The organism is Croceivirga sp. JEA036 (genome assembly GCF_011882165.1).
In the GTDB taxonomy this organism is placed as follows: Bacteria; Bacteroidota; Bacteroidia; order Flavobacteriales; family Flavobacteriaceae; genus Croceivirga.
The window spans coordinates 134616-153908 of the sequence record NZ_JAATON010000005.1 but is presented as its reverse complement, the minus strand read 5'-3'; the positions used below and the strand labels follow the sequence as shown (position 1 = coordinate 153908).

Here is a 19293-nt window from a genome sequence, read left to right as displayed (position 1 = left end):
AGATTATTTTGTAGTTTTATGCTGTTTTAAACTCAAAATACCAAATATACATGACCAAAACTATCAATAAACAGCAAATTACCTCAGATGCTAATCTAGCAGAAATTCAAAAATTTGAAAAGGTTAACACCCTAATTCATGAAGATGCTGACCGTGCATCTTATTTTGTAGCAACTGAAATTGCCAAACTGATTAAAAAGAGACAGGCAGAAGGCAAAATGGCAATTTTAGGCTTAGCTACTGGTTCTACGCCTACTAAGGTTTACGATTATTTGGTAAAATTTCATAAAGAAGATGGCTTAAGTTTTAAAAATGTTGCCACTTTTAATTTGGACGAATACTACCCTATGCACCCAAAAAGTATACATAGTTATGTTCGTTTTATGAATGAGCATCTTTTTAACCACATTGACATAAATCGCAAAAACGTGCATATTCCTGATGGAAATTTGCATACCAGTGATATTAGGCCATTTTGTGACGCCTATGAGCAGCGCATTCAAGATTTAGGAGGTATAGACATTCAGATGCTTGGTATTGGTAGAACAGGACATATCGGTTTCAACGAACCTGGCTCTAGCATTCATAGTAAAACCCGTTTAGTGCGGTTAGACCGGGTTACCAAATTAGATGCTGCGAGCGATTTTTTTGGCGAGGAAAATGTACCACAACGCGCCATAACCATGGGGGTAGGTACTATAATGGCCGCTAAACGTATAATACTAATGGCTTGGGGGGAAGGTAAATCCCACATCGTCAAAGAAGCTGTTGAGGGCAAAATTAGAGAAACCGTACCAGCTACCTTTTTACAAAAACATACTCAATGCGATTTTATCCTAGACCAAGCGGCAGCTTCTTTCTTAACTCGTGTAGAAACTCCTTGGTTAGTAGGAGAGGTAATTTGGAATGATTTCCTTATCAAAAAAGCCACTATTTGGTTATCAGAAAAGCTATCAAAAGCTATTTTAAAGCTCACTAATGAAGATTATAATGAATATGGAATGGGAAATTTGGTAGCAGAAATAGGTTCTGCTGAGCAGATTAATCTAAAAGTATTTAATCAATTACAGGCTACTATTACGGGTTGGCCTGGCGGTAAACCTGACGCAGATGATAGCCATAGACCAGAACGCGCGCTCCCCTACCCTAAAACCGCTTTTATTTTTAGTCCACATCCAGATGATGATGTAATCTCTATGGGCGGTACTCTACTTCGGTTAGTAGACCAAGGCCACGAGGTACATGTTGCCTATCAAACTTCTGGTAATATTGCGGTATTTGATGATGAGGTAATTCGTTTTCTAGATTTTGCCTTAGAAATAGAAAAGGGAGATGAAAAGTTAAAAACTAAAATGAAGGAGGTTCGGGAGTTTTTAAACAACAAAAAACCCGGCCAAATAGATAGCTCAGAAATACAAGAATATAAAGGCCTAATCCGTAAAGGAGAAGCCTTAGCCGCTTGTCGCTATTGTGGCGTAAAAGAAGCGCATGCACATTTTATGAACCTTCCGTTTTATGAAACTGGTGCCGTAAAAAAGAAGCCACATTCAGAAAAAGATATTCAGTTAACTGTAGACCTATTAAATAAAGTACAACCGCATCAAATTTTTGCTGCTGGGGACCTATCGGACCCACACGGTACTCATAGAGTATGCCTACAAATAATTTATTTGGCTTTGGAACAGTTAAAAACATCGGGGGCTCAATGGTTAAAAGATTGCAAAGTTTGGCTATACCGTGGCGCATGGCAAGAATGGGACATTGCTGCTATGGAAATGGCAGTACCCATTGGACCAAAAGATATGCAACGTAAAATTAATGCCATATTTAAACATCAATCCCAAAAAGATAGTGCTATGTTTCCTGGGAATGATGAGCGCGAATTTTGGCAGCGTGCACAACAAAGAAATACAGAAACAGCTGCAAAATATAATGCATTAGGCCTTGCTGAATATGAGGCTATGGAGGGCTTTGTTCAATATCATTTTTAAGTGCTAAAGCTATATTTTGTTAGTTACCTTTGTAAAGGGTCTACAGCTTTTTGTAGGCCTTTTATGTAGTAATCCCAAATATGAAAATTATTTTTAGCGCCCTTATTTTAGCTATTCTCATAGGTTCTTGCAGTACATTTAAAGCAGTACCTACGCCACCTGCCGAATTTAGAGGCGTTTGGATTGCCACAGTTGCCAATATTGACTGGCCCAAAAACGGGAGCGATAACCTTGAGAAAAAAAAGAAAGATTATTTGGCGCTTTTAGACTACTATCAAGCTCATAATTTTAATGCTGTAATAGTACAACTAAGAACTGCAGGAGATGCCCTTTACCCTACTAAATTAGCACCTTGGTCTACTTATCTAACCGGCCAACAAGGGACAAGTTTAAAAGAAACGGTAGACATAGTTCCTTTTCTAATAAAAGAAGCGCACGCAAGAGGTATGGAATTCCATGCATGGTTAAACCCATACCGGGCTACCATGACCTTGGATACTTTGCAACTAAGCACTACACATGACTTTTACCAACATAAAGATTGGATGATTCCTTACGGAACCAAGTACTACTATGACCCTGGAAATCCAGAAGTACAAGCACATTTAGCCGAAATAATGCAAGAGGTGGTACAAAAATACAATATAGACGCCCTACATTTTGATGATTATTTTTACCCCTACACCATTAAAGACCAGATATTCGCAGATAGCACAAGCTACGCAAATTACAATCCAAAAAAACTACCGTTAGATGATTGGAGACGCAGCAATGTAGATTCATTGATTAAAAATGTCTATACTACCATTAAAAACACTAAGCCGTGGGTTCAATTTGGCATCAGTCCGTTTGGTGTTTGGAAAAACGACACTACAGACCCAAAGGGTTCAGCTACCAAAGCAGGGCAGACTACCTATCACGATTTGTATGCAAACCCACTATTATGGATGGAGAAAGGTTGGATAGATTATCTAGTTCCCCAAATCTATTGGAGCATGGATTTTGCTCCAGCCTCACATAAAATATTAGCAGATTGGTGGAGTACCAACGCATTTGATAGCCGTATTTATATTGGTAATGGTCCCTACAAGATTAAAAACAATGCAGATATTGCTTGGGGAAATCCACTAGAACTACCCACTCAATTAAACTATGCAAGAAGTGCCAACAACATTTCTGGAAACGTGTTCTTTAGTGCTAAATCGCTTTTAGCACATGAAGAAATAGCCAATACCATTAAGCGTAAATTATACAAACACAAAGCTTACACTCCTAGCCTTTCACCGTTATATGATGCTCCCTTACCGCAAAACATTACGGTAACTCAACTAGAAAAAAATGATGAAAATTACATTTTCAATATTAAATCAGAACAAAAACAACGCAGCGTGCTTATCTATAAAAAAGAACCCACAGAACCTAAAAGACTTTTAGGAAAACGGTATCTTTCCAAAGATGGCATTTTACGGCTTCCAATAAAACTTACTAAGAACCGAAAAAAACTTGTGCTGGTTTTTGAAAGTAAATATGGGCAGCATAGTTTGCCCATAGCTATAAAATTAAATTAATGACAAACGATAAAGATAAAAATGCATGGCTTTGGGTGCCAATCCTTTATTTTACTCAGGGTTTACCCTACATTATTGTAGTAGGTTTGTCTGTTATCATGTATAAGAAGCTTGGCCTAAGCAATGCAGAAATTGGACTATACACAAGCTGGCTTTATATTCCATGGGTTTTAAAACCTTTGTGGAGTCCATTTGTAGATTTAAATTTTACCAAACGAAAGTGGTTTTTGAGTATGCAATTACTTATTTCTTTGGCTTTTTTGGGGATTGGACTTACTCTACAAACCGACTTTTTTTTAACAGCTACCCTTGCTTGTTTTTGGATGGTTGCTTTTGCCTCTGCCACCAATGACATTGCATCTGACGGCTATTATATGTTGGCGTTGAGTGAGAAAAAGCAATCTTTTTTTATTGGCATGCGCAGTACATTTTATCGTCTAGCCATGGTTACAGGTCAAGGTCTTATTGTTATCCTAGCTGGTTTTCTAGAGCATCAATTAGAAAATACGGCTAAAGCATGGAGTTTTACAATGATAGCCACCGCCGTATTAATGGCCGTACTCACCATTAGCAATTTCTTTACATCTCCCAAAGCAGAGGAAAATAGCTCTAAAGTCAATCAAAATGCGCATTTTGGAACTATTTTCAGCACATTTTTTTCAAAAAAAGGTATTTGGTTATCCTTAGCTTTTATTTTAACCTATCGCCTAGGGGAGTCTCAATTGGTAAAAATGACTTCTCCTTTTTTATTGGATGATACCGCAAAAGGCGGTTTGGGATTAGCTACTGAAGCTGTTGGAACAATTTATGGAACAGTAGGCATTATTTTTCTTTCGTTAGGTGGTATTCTTGGTGGAATTTTGATTTCTAAAGATGGATTAAAAAAATGGATGCTTCCCATGATTCTTTCGCTTAACTTACCTAATCTGTTGTACGCACTTTTAGCAATTACTAAAACTACCAGTATGTTTGCCATAGTAGGCACCGTAATCATAGAGCAATTTGGTTATGGCTTTGGATTTGCTGCCTTTTTAGTATACCTCATCTACGTAGCAGAGGGTTTTTACAAAACAAGTCATTATGCTTTAGCTACAGGTTTTATGGCTCTTGGGATGATGTTACCTGGAATGATTAGCGGTTATATCCAAGAGTGGTTGGGTTACGACGGATTCTTTTTTTGGGTTGCTTTTGCAGCTATTCCTGCGCTCGTATTAGTACGATTTTTAGATTACCCTGCGGATTTTGGTAAAAAAACCTTAAACAATTAGTAATGACACTCCGAGAAAAAATTGGTCAGCTATTTATGCCCGCTGCTTTTATAAACGATTCAGAAAAAGAAATTAAATCTTTAGAAGGCTTGATTGCCACACATCATGTAGGGGCACTATGCTTTTTTCACTCCAGAGCAAGCGCTGCCACTAATTTTGAGGGTAAAAAAAAGGTTCTTTACAATGAACAAAGTTTTGAGCGGTTAACCTACCTCATCAACCGGTATCAAAAAGCGGCAAAATACCCGCTTTTGATAGCAATAGACGCAGAATGGGGCTTAGCCATGCGCATTGAAAATACCCCGCAGTATCCATACGCTATTACATTGGGTGCTTTGCCTCTTTCTAAAAACCTACTGATTTACCAAGTAGGGCAACAAATTGCACAAGACTGTTTACACGCCGGTATTCACTGGAATTTAGCTCCCGTAATAGATATAAATAGCACTCCTAAAAATCCGGTAATAGGGTATCGTTCTTTTGGGAGCGATAAAATTCGGGTAACCGCTAAGGCAAAAGCCTTTCTAGACGGTATGGCGTCTTGTGGTATTCTAAATTCTGTGAAGCATTTTCCTGGGCATGGAGATACTGTTGTAGATTCTCACATAGGGTTGCCCATTATTAACAAATCCCTACAGAATTTACAAGAAAACGAGTTATACCCATTTAAACACATTGCCAAGGAAAATTTAGATAGCATTATGGTTGGGCATTTGGCACTACCACAGTTAGAGCAGAACCCTAAGAAACCCGCTACACTTTCTAAAACCATCATTAACAGCTTGATCAGAGAAGAATTACAGTACAATGGGGTGGTTATTTCTGATGCTTTAAACATGCACAGTATTAGCAAATTGTTTACAATAAAAGGAGAAGTTGAACTGCAAGCTTTTAAGGCAGGGGTAGACATACTTTGCTTTGCAGAAAATACCGCAGCAGGTATTGCTAAAATTGAAGCGGAAGCAAGTGCTTCCGAAATCGATGAAAAATACCAACGCATTCAACGTTTAAAACAAAAGGCGTTACAACAAAAAACAAAACATAATTTTGCCAATGAAAGTAGTTTGAATGCGGCTATTGCTCAATACAGTCTTACCAATTACACTCCAAACTTTAATCTATCTCGCTTTAAAAAAGAACCCTTTCAGTTGGTAAACCTAGGAACGAAAACATCCTATTTTACAGAACTATTAAAACAAAGGGCAGCTAATCTGGTTGAAGCTATCAATTCCAAACAGGTCTTAATCGTAGTAAATCCGCCTTCTGCAAAACCCTTAGACAATTTTGGATTAAGTAAAGAAGAAATAGAATTATTCAATACGCTTGTGGCTACAAAAGATGCTCTTATTTATCACTTTGGCAACCCATACGCTCTGAATACCTTAGCATATAAAAAGGCTAAAGGAATCTATATTACTTATCAAGATTTTAAACCTTTTCAAACCTACGCTGCACAGCAGTTTTTAGAAGAACTGCCCTCCTACGGAGAGTTGCCCGTACATTTAGATTGATATGAAAAAGTATTCGGTTTTGGGGTTAATGTCTGGCACTTCCTTAGACGGATTAGATATTGCACATTGTAGCCTTTGGCAGGAAGGAAATGAGTGGAAATTCAGCATTAATCAAGCTACAACAATACCTTACCAAGAACAGCTGTACCAGCAACTTAAACATGCCATTATCCTTTCACCTGCTGCACACCAACAACTACATATTACTTATGGCACATGGCTTGGAGCACAAGCCAAGAACTTTTTGGACACACACCATATATCCGTTGATTTTATAGCTAGTCATGGGCATACCTCTCACCACAGACCCGCAGAGGGAATTACTTTTCAATTAGGGGATGGCAAAGCGTTAGCAGAAGCTTCAGGTTGTATTGTAATTAATGATTTTAGAACTTTAGATGTAGCTCTTGGTGGTCAAGGTGCGCCTTTAGTACCTATTGGAGATAAGTTACTCTTTGCTTCTCATCAATTTTGTCTTAATTTGGGAGGCATCAGTAATATTTCTTTTGATAAGGAGGAGAAACGTATTGCTTATGATATCGGCCTTGCCAATATGCCTTTAAATTATTTAACCGCTAAAATAGGACTAGCTTACGATGAGAATGGCAACTTGGCACGTCAAGGAACTTTGCTCCCAGATTTGCTTAGGCAGTTAAATGCACTCACATATTACCAATTGCCCTACCCAAAAAGCACAGGATACGAGTGGTTTAGGGCAGCGGTTATTCCTATATTAGAAAAATTTAAAGACGCATCCACAAAAGACCTGTTACATACTATAATTCATCATAATTGCCAACAAATAGCATTTTCTATCAAAAAAGAAAAACCAATTATAAACACACAACTATTGGTCACAGGTGGCGGAGCATTGAATACATTTTACACACAAACTTTAACCACTTATTTACCAGAAGCAATTCAATTAATAGTTCCATCCAAAACTATAATTGATTACAAAGAGGCCTTAGTTTTTGCTTTTATGGGAGTGCTTAGGGTAGAAAACCAAATTAATATACTCAAATCTGTAACCGGTGCTAGTAGAGATTCTTGCTCTGGCGTGTTACATCATCCAAATTAAGAAGTAGCCGGCACCAAATTTTTCGCTTTGCGAACGTAAAGAAATATAGCTAAGGACAATAGTCCACAGACGGCAAGTCCGAGAAATAAAGGATATACATGAGTATCTACAAATAATCCGATAAAAGTAGCAATTGGGATACTTACCACAGTTGAGAAAAAACCATTAATAGCAGCTCCTATACCAGCAATATGCCCTATTGGCTCCATGGCTATAGACCTAAAATTACCCCACATAAACCCTAAACAGAAGAACTGTAACGATAAAAAGGCTACCAAAACATACACATTAGGGTTTGGACCCCCCATGTACAAGACAACAAATGCTAGAGCTATGATACAGAAAAGAATAAGTGCCGTTAAGGAAAGCCTACGCATACCAAAACGTAATACTAATGTACCGTTAGATAGTGTAGACAACCCTATAGATATAGCTAAACCTGCAAAAATATAGGGAAACGATTCTTTTAATCCATATTGGTCTTCAAATATGTGTTGAGACGCACTTAAATACACTAAAAATGCTCCCGTCACTAGACCAGAAATAAGAGTAAAAGCCACTGATTCTTTGTATTTTAAAAATTCTTTGAACCCGTCCCAAAACATTCGTATTGTAAAAGGTTGTTTGTATTCTGGCTTTAACGTTTCTGGTTGACGCTTCCAAAACCAAAACCCAACAAGTATTGTAATGACCATTTGCGAATAAAAAATGGCTTGCCAGTTAGCAAGGTCCAAAACCAATTTACCATATGCGGGAGCTACAACAGGGACAAGAATAAAAAAAGCAGTCACAAAAGACATCACTTTTGCCATTACATCTCCTTTGTACATATCTCTTATCATGGAGATAGAAATAGACCTAGAGGTAGATAATCCTATTCCTTGAACAATTCGCCCAAAAAGCATCCATTCTAAATTAGGAGAGAACACGCAAACCAAGCTTGCTAAAAGCGTGATAACCATACCTAAATACACCACTTTTTTACGACCAATAGCGTCTGATAACGGGCCAAAAAATAGTTGTCCAACACCCAACCCTAAGAAAATCATCGTCACCAATTTTTGATGTTCTGTAGCGTCTAAACTATTAATGCTCACACCTATCTCTGGAAAAGCAGGTAAAAGCGCATCTATAGACAAGGCTACAATAGACATTAAAGAAGCCATTAATGCGATGAACTCAAAACTAGGTTTTTGGGTTGTGTTTTGCATCTGGCAAAATTAGGTACTCTTAGAACATGCCAGAAACAATAAGTGTTTAACTTTTGTTAAGTTAAACACTTATGCTTGTATTGTTAACTACAAGGGAATGTTACCGTGCTTTCTTTTAGGAGGCACAACAGTTTTATTTTCTAACATCGCGAAGGTTTTCAGCAATTTTCTACGGGTATTTTCCGGTAAAATTACCTCGTCTATAAAACCACGACTAGCTGCTCTGTAAGGATTAGCAAACTTATCTGCATACTCGGCTTCTTTCTCTTTTAATTTAGCCTCAGGGTCTTCTGCATCAGCAATTTCTTTTCTAAAAATAATTTCACTAGCTCCTTTAGCGCCCATTACTGCAATTTCTGCAGAAGGCCAAGCAAAGTTAAAATCGGCTCCAATATGCTTAGAATTCATTACGTCATAAGCACCACCATATGCTTTTCTAGTAATTAAGGTAACCCGTGGTACGGTGGCTTCACTCAAAGCATAAAGTAATTTAGCGCCGTTGGTAATAATTGCATTCCATTCTTGGTCCGTTCCAGGTAAAAAGCCAGGTACATCTACAAGAACTAAAAGTGGAATATTAAAAGCATCGCAAAAACGAACAAAACGTGCCGCTTTTATAGAGCTATCTACATCTAACACTCCTGCCAAAACCATGGGCTGGTTAGCAACTATCCCTACGCTACGCCCACCAATACGAGAAAAACCAGTAATTATATTTTCTGCGTAGTCTTTATGAATTTCATAAAAAGAATCTACATCAATAATACCATGAATTACCTGATGCATATCATACGGTTTGTTGGCATTATCTGGAATAATTCCCTTTAATTGTTCTCTCACCTCTTCTCCAGGTACAAAGGGTAGTTTTTTGGCTTTTTCTTGATTGTTTTGAGGCAAATAGGACAATAATCTCTTAACATCCTCCAAACAAGCAGCATCATTTGGAGATGTCCTATGGGCTACGCCCGATTTACTTGCGTGTGTACTAGCGCCACCCAGCTCTTCTGATGTCACCTCTTCATTGGTAACAGTTTTAACCACGTTGGGACCTGTTACAAACATGTAACTGGTTTGCTCTACCATCACGATAAAATCTGTCATTGCTGGGGAATAAACGGCACCACCCGCACAAGGCCCCATAATGGCAGAAATTTGCGGAACTACCCCAGAAGCCTGTACGTTTCTAAAAAAAATATCGGCATATCCACCCAAAGAACGTACCCCTTCTTGGATACGCGCTCCTCCAGAATCGTTAAGGCCTATAATTGGGGCTCCTACTTTTACTGCCAAATCCATAACCTTGCAAATCTTTTCTGCATGCGTTTCTGATAGCGCACCACCAAACACGGTAAAATCTTGCGCATAAACATAAACTTGCCTACCCGAAATTGTACCATAACCTGTAACAACGCCATCACCGTAATACTGCTCCTTTTCCATTCCAAAGTCCGTTGTTCTATGGGTCACTAAAATTCCCATCTCTTCAAAAGAACCTTCGTCTAGTAAATATGCAATACGCTCTCTAGCCGTTAATTTCTTTTTAGCATGTTGCTTTTCTATACGTTTTTCCCCGCCTCCTAAATGAGCCTGAGCAACTTTATCTTGTAACTGTTTAATTTTATCGTCCATAATTTTAAGCAATGGGCAGTCTTAGTGTTTTTTTATCGTCCAAATACAATTTTAAGACCAATAGGGCGGCCAAATGTGCTTCTTTTTCTTGTCCTTCTTTTAATTGTTCTGGATTGTAATATTTTTTAACAAAATGAGTATCAAAATCACCAGAGGTGAATGCATGGTGTTGCATAACAAAAGTTCCGAAAGGCAAGGTAGTTTGCACCCCTTCTACCTCATAGGCCGCAATAGCCTTTTCCATTAAAGCAATGGCCTCTTCTCTTGTAGCACCATACGTAATTAATTTAGCCAACATTGGGTCATAATAAATAGGAATTTCCATACCTTCTTGAAACCCATTGTCCACGCGAATACCTTCCCCAACAGGGATGTTGTATTTAGACAGCAAACCTACACTTGGCAAAAAATCGTTCAACGGGTCTTCTGCATACACTCTAAGTTCCATAGCATGCCCAGTAATTTTTAAATCTTCTTGCTTAAAAGGCAGTGCTTCCCCACGGGCTACTTTTATTTGCAATTCTACCAAATCTACCCCTGCAATTAATTCGGTAACCGGGTGCTCTACTTGCAAGCGGGTATTCATTTCTAAAAAGTAAAAATTATGGTCTCCGTCTAACAAAAACTCTACAGTACCAGCTCCCACATAATCACAGGCCTTGGCTACTCTTTTAGCTGCCTCCCCCATTTCTGTACGTAAGGCAGGGGTTAATACTGCGGAAGGCGCTTCTTCTACTACTTTTTGATGTCTGCGCTGTATGCTGCATTCCCGCTCAAAAAAATGAAGATAGTTACCATGCGTGTCTGCCATAACCTGAATTTCAATATGACGAGGAGAGGTAACATATTTTTCTATGAATACGGAGCCATCACCAAATGCAGAAGTAGCTTCGCTTATGGCACGATTCATTTGTTGCTCCAAATCACTTTCCTTTTCTACTACACGCATGCCTTTACCACCACCACCTGCAGATGCCTTTATCAAAATAGGAAAGCCAATTTCATTAGCGATGGCTTTAGCCTTGGCAACATCTGTAATGGCTTCTTCTATACCAGGAACCATGGGAATATCATAACTTTTAACCGCCTCTTTGGCAGCAAGCTTACTACCCATAACTCTTATAGCGTGAGATTTGGGTCCTATAAAGGTTAAACCTGCATTTTCTACCGCCTCCGCAAAATCCGCATTTTCACTTAAAAATCCGTACCCTGGATGTATACCATCTACACCCAAACGCTGGGCCTCTGCAATGATTTTATCACCCAATAAATACGATTGATTAGAAGGTGCTGGCCCCAAACAAATAGCTTGGTCCGCAAAACTTACATGTGGCGCATTTCTATCCGCTTCTGAAAAAACAGCAACGGTTCTAATTCCCATTTTCTTTGCGGTTTTCATTACCCTAAGGGCAATTTCTCCTCTATTGGCAACTAATATTTTTTTCATCTTACTTTACAAGAATTATTCAAACGTAATCAACACTTGTTTTTTCTCAACTGCATCGCCTTTAACCACTGCAATTTCTTTTATGACCCCAGCGCGTGGAGCGCTTAATACATTCTCCATTTTCATCGCTTCTAAGATTAACAGGGTATCACCTTCCGCTACTTCTTGCCCTACTTTAATTGCAATATCTAAAATAAGACCGGGCATGGGCGCTTCTATACTGTTGACCACAGCTCCTGCATTAACACTTAAACCCATGTCTTTGATTAGTGTGGCAAGTGGATTTTGAATAGTAACCGTGTGTACAGTGGCATTAATTTTTACTTGATAGGTTTTATTCTGAAAATCTCTCCCTACTACAGCTGCTTTAAAATTTTCATCGTTATGTAAAACATGAAAAAGATTTTGACCAGACGCAACTACATTTAATTGTGTAAGGTCTTTTGCTGTTAACGAAAACTCAGAACCGCCATCAACCTTAAGAATATATTTATTTTCCATTGAAATCATTAAATTTCTCGCATTTAAAGATAGGTTATTTGCTAAATAATTAGCAAATATTCAAAAAATGAATTTTACTTGTTGATTTTTAAATGCTTAATTCGTAAGAAAGACAAAAAGCACATATAAATTTAAGGTATTGCACATTTAAAACCCTGCAAATAGGGTCAAATGTGTATTTTTGGCGTAAAATTATTCTCATGTTAATTATCGGAATCGCGGGTGGTACCGGATGTGGTAAAACTACAGTTGTAAAACAAATAGTTGATGAACTTCCAGAAAATGAAGTTGTGGTTATCTCACAGGATTCGTATTACAACGATTTATCTTACCTTACCAAAGAGGAGCGAAGCAAAGTAAACTTTGACCACCCCAATTCTATAGATTTTGACTTGCTCATACAACATATAAACACCTTACGAGCAGGCGCACCTATAGCTATTCCTGTGTATTCTTTTGTAGAAGAAACACGTTTACCAGAATCCATACCTACAGCACCTAAAAAGGTTATAATTGTAGAAGGCATTTTGGTATTAAGCAATCCTGAATTACGAAAGTTGTTTGATATAAAAATTTATGTACATGCAGACTCAGACGAACGTCTAATAAGACGTTTACAACGCGATATTAAAGAACGTGGGCACGACTTAGAAAAGGCACTTTACCGCTACCAAACTGCCGTAAAGCCTATGCACAATCAATTTATAGAGCCCTCCAAGGAGTTTGCAGATATAATTATACCTAACAACCATTATAATACAGTTGCGGTAGATATGGTACGTACCATTATTAACAATAAGTTGATATAAATGGGGTTAAAGGCCTTAAGACAAAAAAAATGGATTAAAATCATGACTAACACCTATGTTTTAGTCTTGACTATTTTTGTTATTTGGATGGCCTTTTTTGACACCAATTCCCTTTTAATACACAGGGAGCTGCAAAAGGAAATAAATAAACTTGAACAGAAAAAGGAGTTTTTACAAAAAGAGATTGAGCACGATAAAAAACTCTTGGAAAAATTGTCTAGTAAAGACGAGCTAGAAAAGTTTGCTCGGGAAAAGTATTTTATGAAAAAAGATGGTGAAGAAATCTTTTTAATTGAATACGAAGACAGTCTAAAACTAAAGCAATAGCAAGGCTCTAATAAAATATCTTTTGCAGGCCTTGCACTAACAAACTGAATCTTTAAAGTATGGATCAACATCCTCTTTTTGATGAGTTTTCTGAGGTTAGCGCCAAGCAATGGAAACAAAAAATACAGGTAGACCTTAAAGGAGCGGACTATAATGACACCTTAGTTTGGGAAACTTTAGAAGGTATAAAAGTAAAACCTTTCTATTCCCAAGAAGATTTAGAAGCATTGCCCCGTTACAAAATGCCTAAAAAGCACCAGTGGAGAGCAGCGCAACACCTTATTTTTGCCACGGAACAAGAAAGCAATAGTGTTGCATTAAAGGCCATTAATAATGGTGCTCAAGAAATCTGTATATCTGCTATCCCTACTACGGCAGACCTATCTACACTATTAAAAGGAATAAACAAAAAAGAAATTGCTTTACAGTTAGGATTCACGAACCCTTCTACAACACACTATAAAAGTATATTAGAAGAATGGAAACCAGAATATCAAAGTTTGGTTTTGACCTATGATCCTATTGGGCAATTAGCAGAAACCGGAAATTGGTCTAGCACTATGGAGACCGATTTACAGGCTGCGAAGGACTTAATGGCTACCAATAACGCCGTAAATGTTTACAGCCATACAGTAAATCTGGAATTGTACCAAAATGCGGGTGCCAATTGCGTGCAACAATTAGCTTATGGACTTGCACACGCGAGTGAGTATTTAAACCTAGCAGAAGCTGGTGGCCAATGCTATATAAATTTTAATCTTGCCATTGGAGGCAACTATTTTTTTGAAATTGCAAAATTAAGAGCTTTACGTTGGTTGTTAGAAAGCCTGCAAAATAAGTACGAAGGTAATTTTACATTTAAATTAACAGCTACACCTACATTACGGAACAAAACTATTTATGATTATAATGTGAATATGCTACGTACCACTGTAGAAAGTATGGCAGCTGTTTTGGGAGGTGCGGATACTATAATAAACACCCCTTATGATACACTTTTTAATTATAGTAATGAATTTGGTGACCGCATAGCACGAAACCAATTATTGCTTTTAAAAGAAGAAGCATACCTAGATGAAGCATTACATGCTACAGATGGCACTTATTATATTGAAGTATTAACGTATCAATTGGCTCAGGCTGCGTTAGATTTATGGAAACAATTAGAAACTTCAGGCGGGTTTTTAGCTAATCTAAAAAAAGGCATTTTACAGAAAAAGATAAAAGCAGCTGCACAAAAAGAACAGTCCTTGTTTGATGCTGGCCAACTACCCTTAATCGGCACTAATGTATATCAAAATCCGCAAGATAAAATGAAGGCGTCACTACAGAAATCGCCCTTCATGGTATGCAACAAAAGAAAAACCCTTTTACCACCAATTCTACGTAAAAGATTAGCAGAAACTGTAGAACAAAACCGATTAAAAGATGAGTAGAATCAACATACAAAACTTAGAACTAAGTTCACAAAGTAGCGAAGCTAAACCTATAAATGGACATGAGGGGTTTGCTGCAGGTATTGCTCCTTTTTTAAGAGGCCCTTATTCTACTATGTATGTTAGAAGACCCTGGACCATTAGACAATACGCAGGATTCTCGACCGCAGAAGATAGTAATGCCTTTTATAGAAGAAATCTTGCTGCTGGTCAAAAAGGTCTTTCTGTAGCCTTTGACCTACCTACACACCGAGGTTATAATAGTGATAATGAACGAGTTATTGGTGACGTTGGTAAAGCTGGCGTAGCGATTGACAGTGTGGAAGATATGAAGGTATTATTTGATGGCATTCCACTAGATAAAATGTCTGTTTCTATGACCATGAATGGCGCGGTATTACCCATAATGGCCTTCTACATCGTTGCTGCAAAAGAACAAGGAGTAGCCTTGGACCAGTTATCAGGTACCATCCAAAACGATATTTTAAAGGAGTTTATGGTGCGCAATACCTATATCTATCCTCCTACCCCATCCATGCAGCTCATTGCAGATATTTTTGAATATACCAGCAAACAGATGCCAAAATTTAACAGTATCAGTATTTCTGGCTATCATATGCATGAGGCTGGTGCTCCGGCTGCCTTAGAAGTTGCTTACACTCTAGCAGATGGTATAGAATACATCCGTACAGGACTAAAAGCAGGATTAAAAATAGATGATTTTGCACCACGTTTATCGTTTTTCTGGGGTATTGGCATGCGGCATTTTACAGAAATTGCAAAGATGCGCGCAGCTCGTATGCTATGGGCTAAACTTGTTTCCAAATTTGAACCTAGCAACCAAAAGTCTCTTATGCTTAGAACGCATAGCCAAACTAGTGGGTGGAGTCTTACAGAACAAGACCCTTTTAATAATGTAGCGAGAACAACTATTGAGGCTATGGCAGCTGCTTTTGGAGGCACGCAAAGTTTACACACTAATGCTTTGGACGAGGCTATTGCTTTACCAACAGATTTTTCTGCTAGAATAGCTCGTAATACACAACTATTTTTACAGCAAGAAACCCAAATTACAAAAACGGTAGACCCTTGGGCTGGCAGTTATTATGTAGAAGAACTAACGGACCAAATTGCGAATGAAGCTTGGGAATACATTCAAGAAGTAGAGAAGCTTGGTGGTATGACAAAAGCTATAGAAGCGGGTATTCCTAAACTCCGAATTGAAGAAGCTGCAGCAAAAAAACAAGCACGTTTAGATAGTGGTAAAGAAATTTTAGTAGGCGTTAACAAATACCAATTAGAAGAAGAGGACGATTTACAAATTTTAGAGGTAGACAACCAAAAAGTACGAGCGCAACAAATTGAACGCTTGAACCAAATTAGAACCACAAGAGACACTAAAAAAGTAAAACAGTTGTTAGAACAAATCACTACTGTTTCTAAGGCTAAATTGGCTGGCGATTCTTCTAAAAATTTGTTAGCTTTAGCTGTGGATGCGGCAGAAGCTAGAGCAACACTTGGTGAAATAAGTGATGCTATGGAACAGGCGTTTGGCAGGCATAAGGCAAAAATACAATCGGTTTCTGGTGTGTATAGCAAAGAGATAAATAATGACGAGAGCTTTTTAAAAGCAAGAGAACTAGCAGATACGTTTGCCTTAGAAGAGGGTAGACGTCCACGAATTATGATTGCTAAAATGGGGCAAGATGGGCACGACCGCGGCGCTAAGGTTGTAGCTACGGGTTATGCAGACTTGGGCTTTGATGTAGATATAGGACCACTTTTCCAAACACCAGAAGAAGTTGCTAAACAAGCCGTGGAGAATGATGTGCATATTTTAGGAGTTTCTTCTTTAGCTGGTGGGCACAAAACACTTATACCTGCTGTGATTAAAGCATTAGCTGAACATGGTAGAGAAGATATAATGGTTATTGTGGGTGGCGTTATACCCAAACAAGATTATGATTATTTGTTTAGTGCAGGTGCTGCTGCAGTGTTTGGACCTGGGACTAAAATTAGTAAAGCCGCTATTACATTATTAGAAATTTTAATGAATTAAAACTGAATTATTCGGAATTAAAGATTTGTTTAACGTAGTTTAACGAGTTTATCCCAAGTTATTCACCCAGTGTTAACAATTTCCGTTTTTTAGCGTTGTAAATAATTGTATTTTTAACCCCTAACTTAACGCGTTCAATGGGCAAAATCATTGCTATTGCAAATCAAAAAGGAGGGGTTGGTAAAACAACCACCACCGTTAACCTTGCCGCCTCTTTAGGAGTGCTGGAAAAAAAGGTGTTACTAATTGATGCAGACCCCCAAGCAAATGCCACTTCTGGTCTAGGTGTAGATGTAGAAGGTGTAGAACTGGGTACCTATCAGTTATTAGAGCACACATACAAGGCAAAAGAAACTGTAGTAACCACCGAATCTCCAAATGTTGACTTAATACCTGCTCACATAGACCTTGTTGCTATTGAGATAGAATTGGTAGATAAAGACAACAGGGAATATATGATGAAAGAAGCAATCGCTGGCCTAAAAGATGCCTATGATTACATCTTAATAGATTGCGCACCTTCTTTAGGCTTACTTACCTTAAATGCACTAACGGCAGCAGATTCTGTTATCATTCCTATACAATGTGAATATTTTGCTCTAGAAGGACTAGGTAAACTATTGAACACAGTAAAAAGTGTACAAAAAATCCACAATACAGATTTGGATATTGAAGGTATGCTACTTACTATGTATGATTCTAGATTACGCCTGTCTAACCAAGTGGTAGAAGAAGTAAAGAAACACTTTGCAGATATGGTTTTTGACACCATAATACAACGTAATGTAAAACTTAGTGAAGCACCAAGTTACGGAGAAAGTATTATTAAATACGATGCAAGCAGCAAAGGCGCAAGCAACTATCTAAACTTGGCCAACGAAATATTGAATAAAAACAAGGAAAAAGTTTAAATGGCGAAGGCAACTAAAAAACAAGCCCTTGGAAGAGGGCTTTCCGCTTTATTAAAAGATCCAGAAAACGACATACAATCCGTTACTGATAAAAATGCGGATAAAGTTATTGGTAGTGTGGTAGAATTAGATTTGAATTCTATTGAGGTAAATCCTTTTCAGCCAAGAACAAATTTTAGTGATGAAGCACTGCAAGAACTAGCCGTCTCCATTAGAGAATTAGGGATTATACAACCCATAACCGTACGTAAATTAGACTATAACAAGTTTCAACTGGTTTCTGGGGAACGTAGGTTTAGAGCCTCTAAAATTGTTGGTTTAGAGACCATACCTGCTTACATCAGGATAGCCAATGATCAAGAGTCGTTAGAAATGGCCTTGGTAGAAAATATACAACGCCAAGATTTAGATCCCATAGAAGTTGCACTATCTTATCAAAGATTGATTGATGAGATTGAAATCACACAAGAAAAATTAAGTGACCGCGTTGGCAAAAAACGTTCTACAATAACTAATTATTTACGCCTATTAAAATTACATCCTATTATACAAACAGGGATGCGAGATGGCTTTATAAGTATGGGTCATGGTAGAGCTTTAGTAAATATTGAAAAAAATAAAGACCAAATAGACGTTTACGAGAAAATTGTTGCTGAAGGATTATCTGTAAGAGATACAGAACAATTGGTAAAGGCCTATAAAGAAGGTGGTGATAAAAACAGTGCAAAAGCTAAAAAGGCAAAAAAAGAGTTGCCAGAATTTATACAAGAACGCTTTGATGCCATAAAAGAAAATTTAGCCGTTAAGGTGGACATAACAGCTTCGGCCAACGGAAAAGGTAAAATTGTAATTCCGTTTCATTCCAAAGAAGAATTTCAACGTTTACAAAAAATACTTTCGGGTGAATAATTCCCTTTTTCATACTACCCTATGCTTACTTTTTTCTTTTGTCGCTCTAGCTCAAGTAGAAACCGATTCTATTAGGAACGTTTCTGCTGTGGATTCCATTAAAGCAAACGCAAAAGCTAAAGGAATTACTGTTGAAGAAGTTGTTTATGTTCCAGAAATTATTGACCCACTAGCCCCAAGTAAAGCAGCATTTTACTCAGCAGTTTTACCAGGTTTAGGGCAGATTTACAATAAAAAATATTGGAAAGCACCCATTGTTTGGGGTATTATGGGTTGGGGTATCTACAATTATTCTACAGAACATACCAAATACAGAAGGTACAGAAATGCTTTTAAACGTAGAAAGGCTGGTTTTACAGATGATGAGTTTTATGACCCAGATGGCAATGGTGTCATTAACGTATCTACAGAAGGATTAGAGAACGCACAAGAAAACATACAGCAATCTAGAGACTTGTGGTTATTGCTGAACATTGGTATTTACGCACTAAATATAATTGATGCCAATGTAACCGCACACTTAAAACAATTTAATGTTAGTGATAAGTTAGCCTACGACATATCACCATACCTAGACCTCAACGAAGTTACGGGCGACCCAAGCTATGGCTTTACGTTGGTAGTAAAATTTTAAG

16 protein-coding genes are annotated in these 19293 nt (G+C 37.9%); 12 read left to right on the top strand and 4 right to left on the bottom strand.

The annotated features are described in order from the left end of the window. Positions 1–50 precede the first annotated feature (50 nt). The 5 genes from nagB (at position 51) to HCO57_RS13745 (ending at position 7419) form a co-directional block, all read left to right on the top strand. The gene (gene nagB / locus HCO57_RS13765; protein ID WP_167989497.1) at positions 51–1991 is read left to right on the top strand and encodes a glucosamine-6-phosphate deaminase; all 1941 of its coding nucleotides are present in this window, start codon (positions 51–53) and stop codon (positions 1989–1991) included. Between the two features lie 80 nt (positions 1992–2071). After that, positions 2072–3559, top strand: coding sequence for a glycoside hydrolase family 10 protein (locus tag HCO57_RS13760; protein WP_167989496.1), 1488 nt, complete (start codon positions 2072–2074; stop codon positions 3557–3559). Next, positions 3559–4827, top strand: a complete 1269-nt coding sequence (locus HCO57_RS13755; protein ID WP_167989495.1) for an MFS transporter — start codon at positions 3559–3561, stop codon at positions 4825–4827. The genes HCO57_RS13760 and HCO57_RS13755 overlap by 1 nt, the downstream gene beginning before the upstream one ends. A 2-nt stretch (positions 4828–4829) precedes the next feature. Beyond that, positions 4830–6338, top strand: a complete 1509-nt coding sequence (locus tag HCO57_RS13750) for a glycoside hydrolase family 3 protein (RefSeq protein WP_167989494.1) — start codon at positions 4830–4832, stop codon at positions 6336–6338. Between the two features lies 1 nt (position 6339). Then, positions 6340–7419 carry an anhydro-N-acetylmuramic acid kinase gene (locus tag HCO57_RS13745; protein WP_167989493.1) on the top strand — a complete coding sequence of 360 codons (1080 nt, stop codon included), beginning with the start codon at positions 6340–6342 and terminating at the stop codon, positions 7417–7419. Here the strand turns inward: HCO57_RS13745 and HCO57_RS13740 are convergent. The 4 genes from HCO57_RS13740 to HCO57_RS13725 all read right to left on the bottom strand — a co-directional run bounded on the left by HCO57_RS13740 (position 7416) and on the right by HCO57_RS13725 (position 12207). After that, entirely contained in the window at positions 7416–8630 is a 1215-nt protein-coding gene (locus HCO57_RS13740; protein ID WP_167989492.1) for a multidrug effflux MFS transporter, read from the bottom strand. The genes HCO57_RS13745 and HCO57_RS13740 overlap by 4 nt on opposite strands. Positions 8631–8717: 87 nt before the next feature. Next, on the bottom strand, positions 8718–10259 hold the full coding sequence (locus HCO57_RS13735; RefSeq protein ID WP_167989491.1) for an acyl-CoA carboxylase subunit beta: 1542 nt from the start codon (positions 10257–10259) through the stop codon (positions 8718–8720). 4 nt (positions 10260–10263) lie between these two features. After that, positions 10264–11706, bottom strand: a complete 1443-nt coding sequence (locus HCO57_RS13730; protein ID WP_167989490.1) for an acetyl/propionyl/methylcrotonyl-CoA carboxylase subunit alpha — start codon at positions 11704–11706, stop codon at positions 10264–10266. A gap of 15 nt (positions 11707–11721) precedes the next feature. Continuing rightward, complete coding sequence (locus tag HCO57_RS13725; RefSeq protein ID WP_167989489.1) at positions 11722–12207, bottom strand: acetyl-CoA carboxylase biotin carboxyl carrier protein subunit; 486 nt, start codon at positions 12205–12207, stop codon at positions 11722–11724. A gap of 200 nt (positions 12208–12407) precedes the next feature. On the opposite strand from HCO57_RS13725, the gene udk reads away from it, so the two are divergent. The 7 genes from udk to HCO57_RS13690 all read left to right on the top strand — a co-directional run bounded on the left by udk (position 12408) and on the right by HCO57_RS13690 (position 19292). Then, positions 12408–13016, top strand: a complete 609-nt coding sequence (gene udk, locus HCO57_RS13720; RefSeq protein WP_136950974.1) for a uridine kinase — start codon at positions 12408–12410, stop codon at positions 13014–13016. Next, positions 13017–13343, top strand: coding sequence for an FtsB family cell division protein (locus HCO57_RS13715; RefSeq protein ID WP_167989488.1), 327 nt, complete (start codon positions 13017–13019; stop codon positions 13341–13343). It abuts the gene before it with no gap. A gap of 59 nt (positions 13344–13402) precedes the next feature. Next, complete coding sequence (locus HCO57_RS13710; protein ID WP_167989487.1) at positions 13403–14779, top strand: methylmalonyl-CoA mutase subunit beta; 1377 nt, start codon at positions 13403–13405, stop codon at positions 14777–14779. Continuing rightward, the gene (gene scpA, locus HCO57_RS13705; RefSeq protein ID WP_167989486.1) at positions 14772–16838 is read left to right on the top strand and encodes a methylmalonyl-CoA mutase; all 2067 of its coding nucleotides are present in this window, start codon (positions 14772–14774) and stop codon (positions 16836–16838) included. The genes HCO57_RS13710 and scpA overlap by 8 nt, the downstream gene beginning before the upstream one ends. 137 nt (positions 16839–16975) lie before the next feature. Beyond that, positions 16976–17749 (top strand): ParA family protein, encoded by a 774-nt coding sequence (locus HCO57_RS13700; protein ID WP_136950970.1) that lies wholly within the window; start codon positions 16976–16978, stop codon positions 17747–17749. Further along, positions 17750–18658 carry a ParB/RepB/Spo0J family partition protein gene (locus HCO57_RS13695; protein ID WP_167989485.1) on the top strand — a complete coding sequence of 303 codons (909 nt, stop codon included), beginning with the start codon at positions 17750–17752 and terminating at the stop codon, positions 18656–18658. It begins immediately after the preceding gene. Further along, positions 18651–19292 carry a DUF5683 domain-containing protein gene (locus tag HCO57_RS13690; RefSeq protein WP_136950968.1) on the top strand — a complete coding sequence of 214 codons (642 nt, stop codon included), beginning with the start codon at positions 18651–18653 and terminating at the stop codon, positions 19290–19292. Before HCO57_RS13695 ends, HCO57_RS13690 begins: the two co-directional genes overlap by 8 nt. Position 19293: the final 1 nt, after the last annotated feature.

Excerpts from the sequence above, each read along its gene's own strand:
- nagB (WP_167989497.1), top strand. The coding sequence starts at position 51 with ATGACCAAAACTATCAATAAACAGCAAATTACCTCAGATGCTAATCTA.
- HCO57_RS13760 (WP_167989496.1), top strand. The coding sequence starts at position 2,072 with ATGAAAATTATTTTTAGCGCCCTTATTTTAGCTATTCTCATAGGTTCT.
- HCO57_RS13755 (WP_167989495.1), top strand. The coding sequence starts at position 3,559 with ATGACAAACGATAAAGATAAAAATGCATGGCTTTGGGTGCCAATCCTT.
- HCO57_RS13750 (WP_167989494.1), top strand. The coding sequence starts at position 4,830 with ATGACACTCCGAGAAAAAATTGGTCAGCTATTTATGCCCGCTGCTTTT.
- HCO57_RS13745 (WP_167989493.1), top strand. The coding sequence starts at position 6,340 with ATGAAAAAGTATTCGGTTTTGGGGTTAATGTCTGGCACTTCCTTAGAC.
- HCO57_RS13740 (WP_167989492.1), bottom strand. The coding sequence starts at position 8,630 with ATGCAAAACACAACCCAAAAACCTAGTTTTGAGTTCATCGCATTAATG.
- HCO57_RS13735 (WP_167989491.1), bottom strand. The coding sequence starts at position 10,259 with ATGGACGATAAAATTAAACAGTTACAAGATAAAGTTGCTCAGGCTCAT.
- HCO57_RS13730 (WP_167989490.1), bottom strand. The coding sequence starts at position 11,706 with ATGAAAAAAATATTAGTTGCCAATAGAGGAGAAATTGCCCTTAGGGTA.
- HCO57_RS13725 (WP_167989489.1), bottom strand. The coding sequence starts at position 12,207 with ATGGAAAATAAATATATTCTTAAGGTTGATGGCGGTTCTGAGTTTTCG.
- udk (WP_136950974.1), top strand. The coding sequence starts at position 12,408 with ATGTTAATTATCGGAATCGCGGGTGGTACCGGATGTGGTAAAACTACA.
- HCO57_RS13715 (WP_167989488.1), top strand. The coding sequence starts at position 13,017 with ATGGGGTTAAAGGCCTTAAGACAAAAAAAATGGATTAAAATCATGACT.
- HCO57_RS13710 (WP_167989487.1), top strand. The coding sequence starts at position 13,403 with ATGGATCAACATCCTCTTTTTGATGAGTTTTCTGAGGTTAGCGCCAAG.
- scpA (WP_167989486.1), top strand. The coding sequence starts at position 14,772 with ATGAGTAGAATCAACATACAAAACTTAGAACTAAGTTCACAAAGTAGC.
- HCO57_RS13700 (WP_136950970.1), top strand. The coding sequence starts at position 16,976 with ATGGGCAAAATCATTGCTATTGCAAATCAAAAAGGAGGGGTTGGTAAA.
- HCO57_RS13695 (WP_167989485.1), top strand. The coding sequence starts at position 17,750 with ATGGCGAAGGCAACTAAAAAACAAGCCCTTGGAAGAGGGCTTTCCGCT.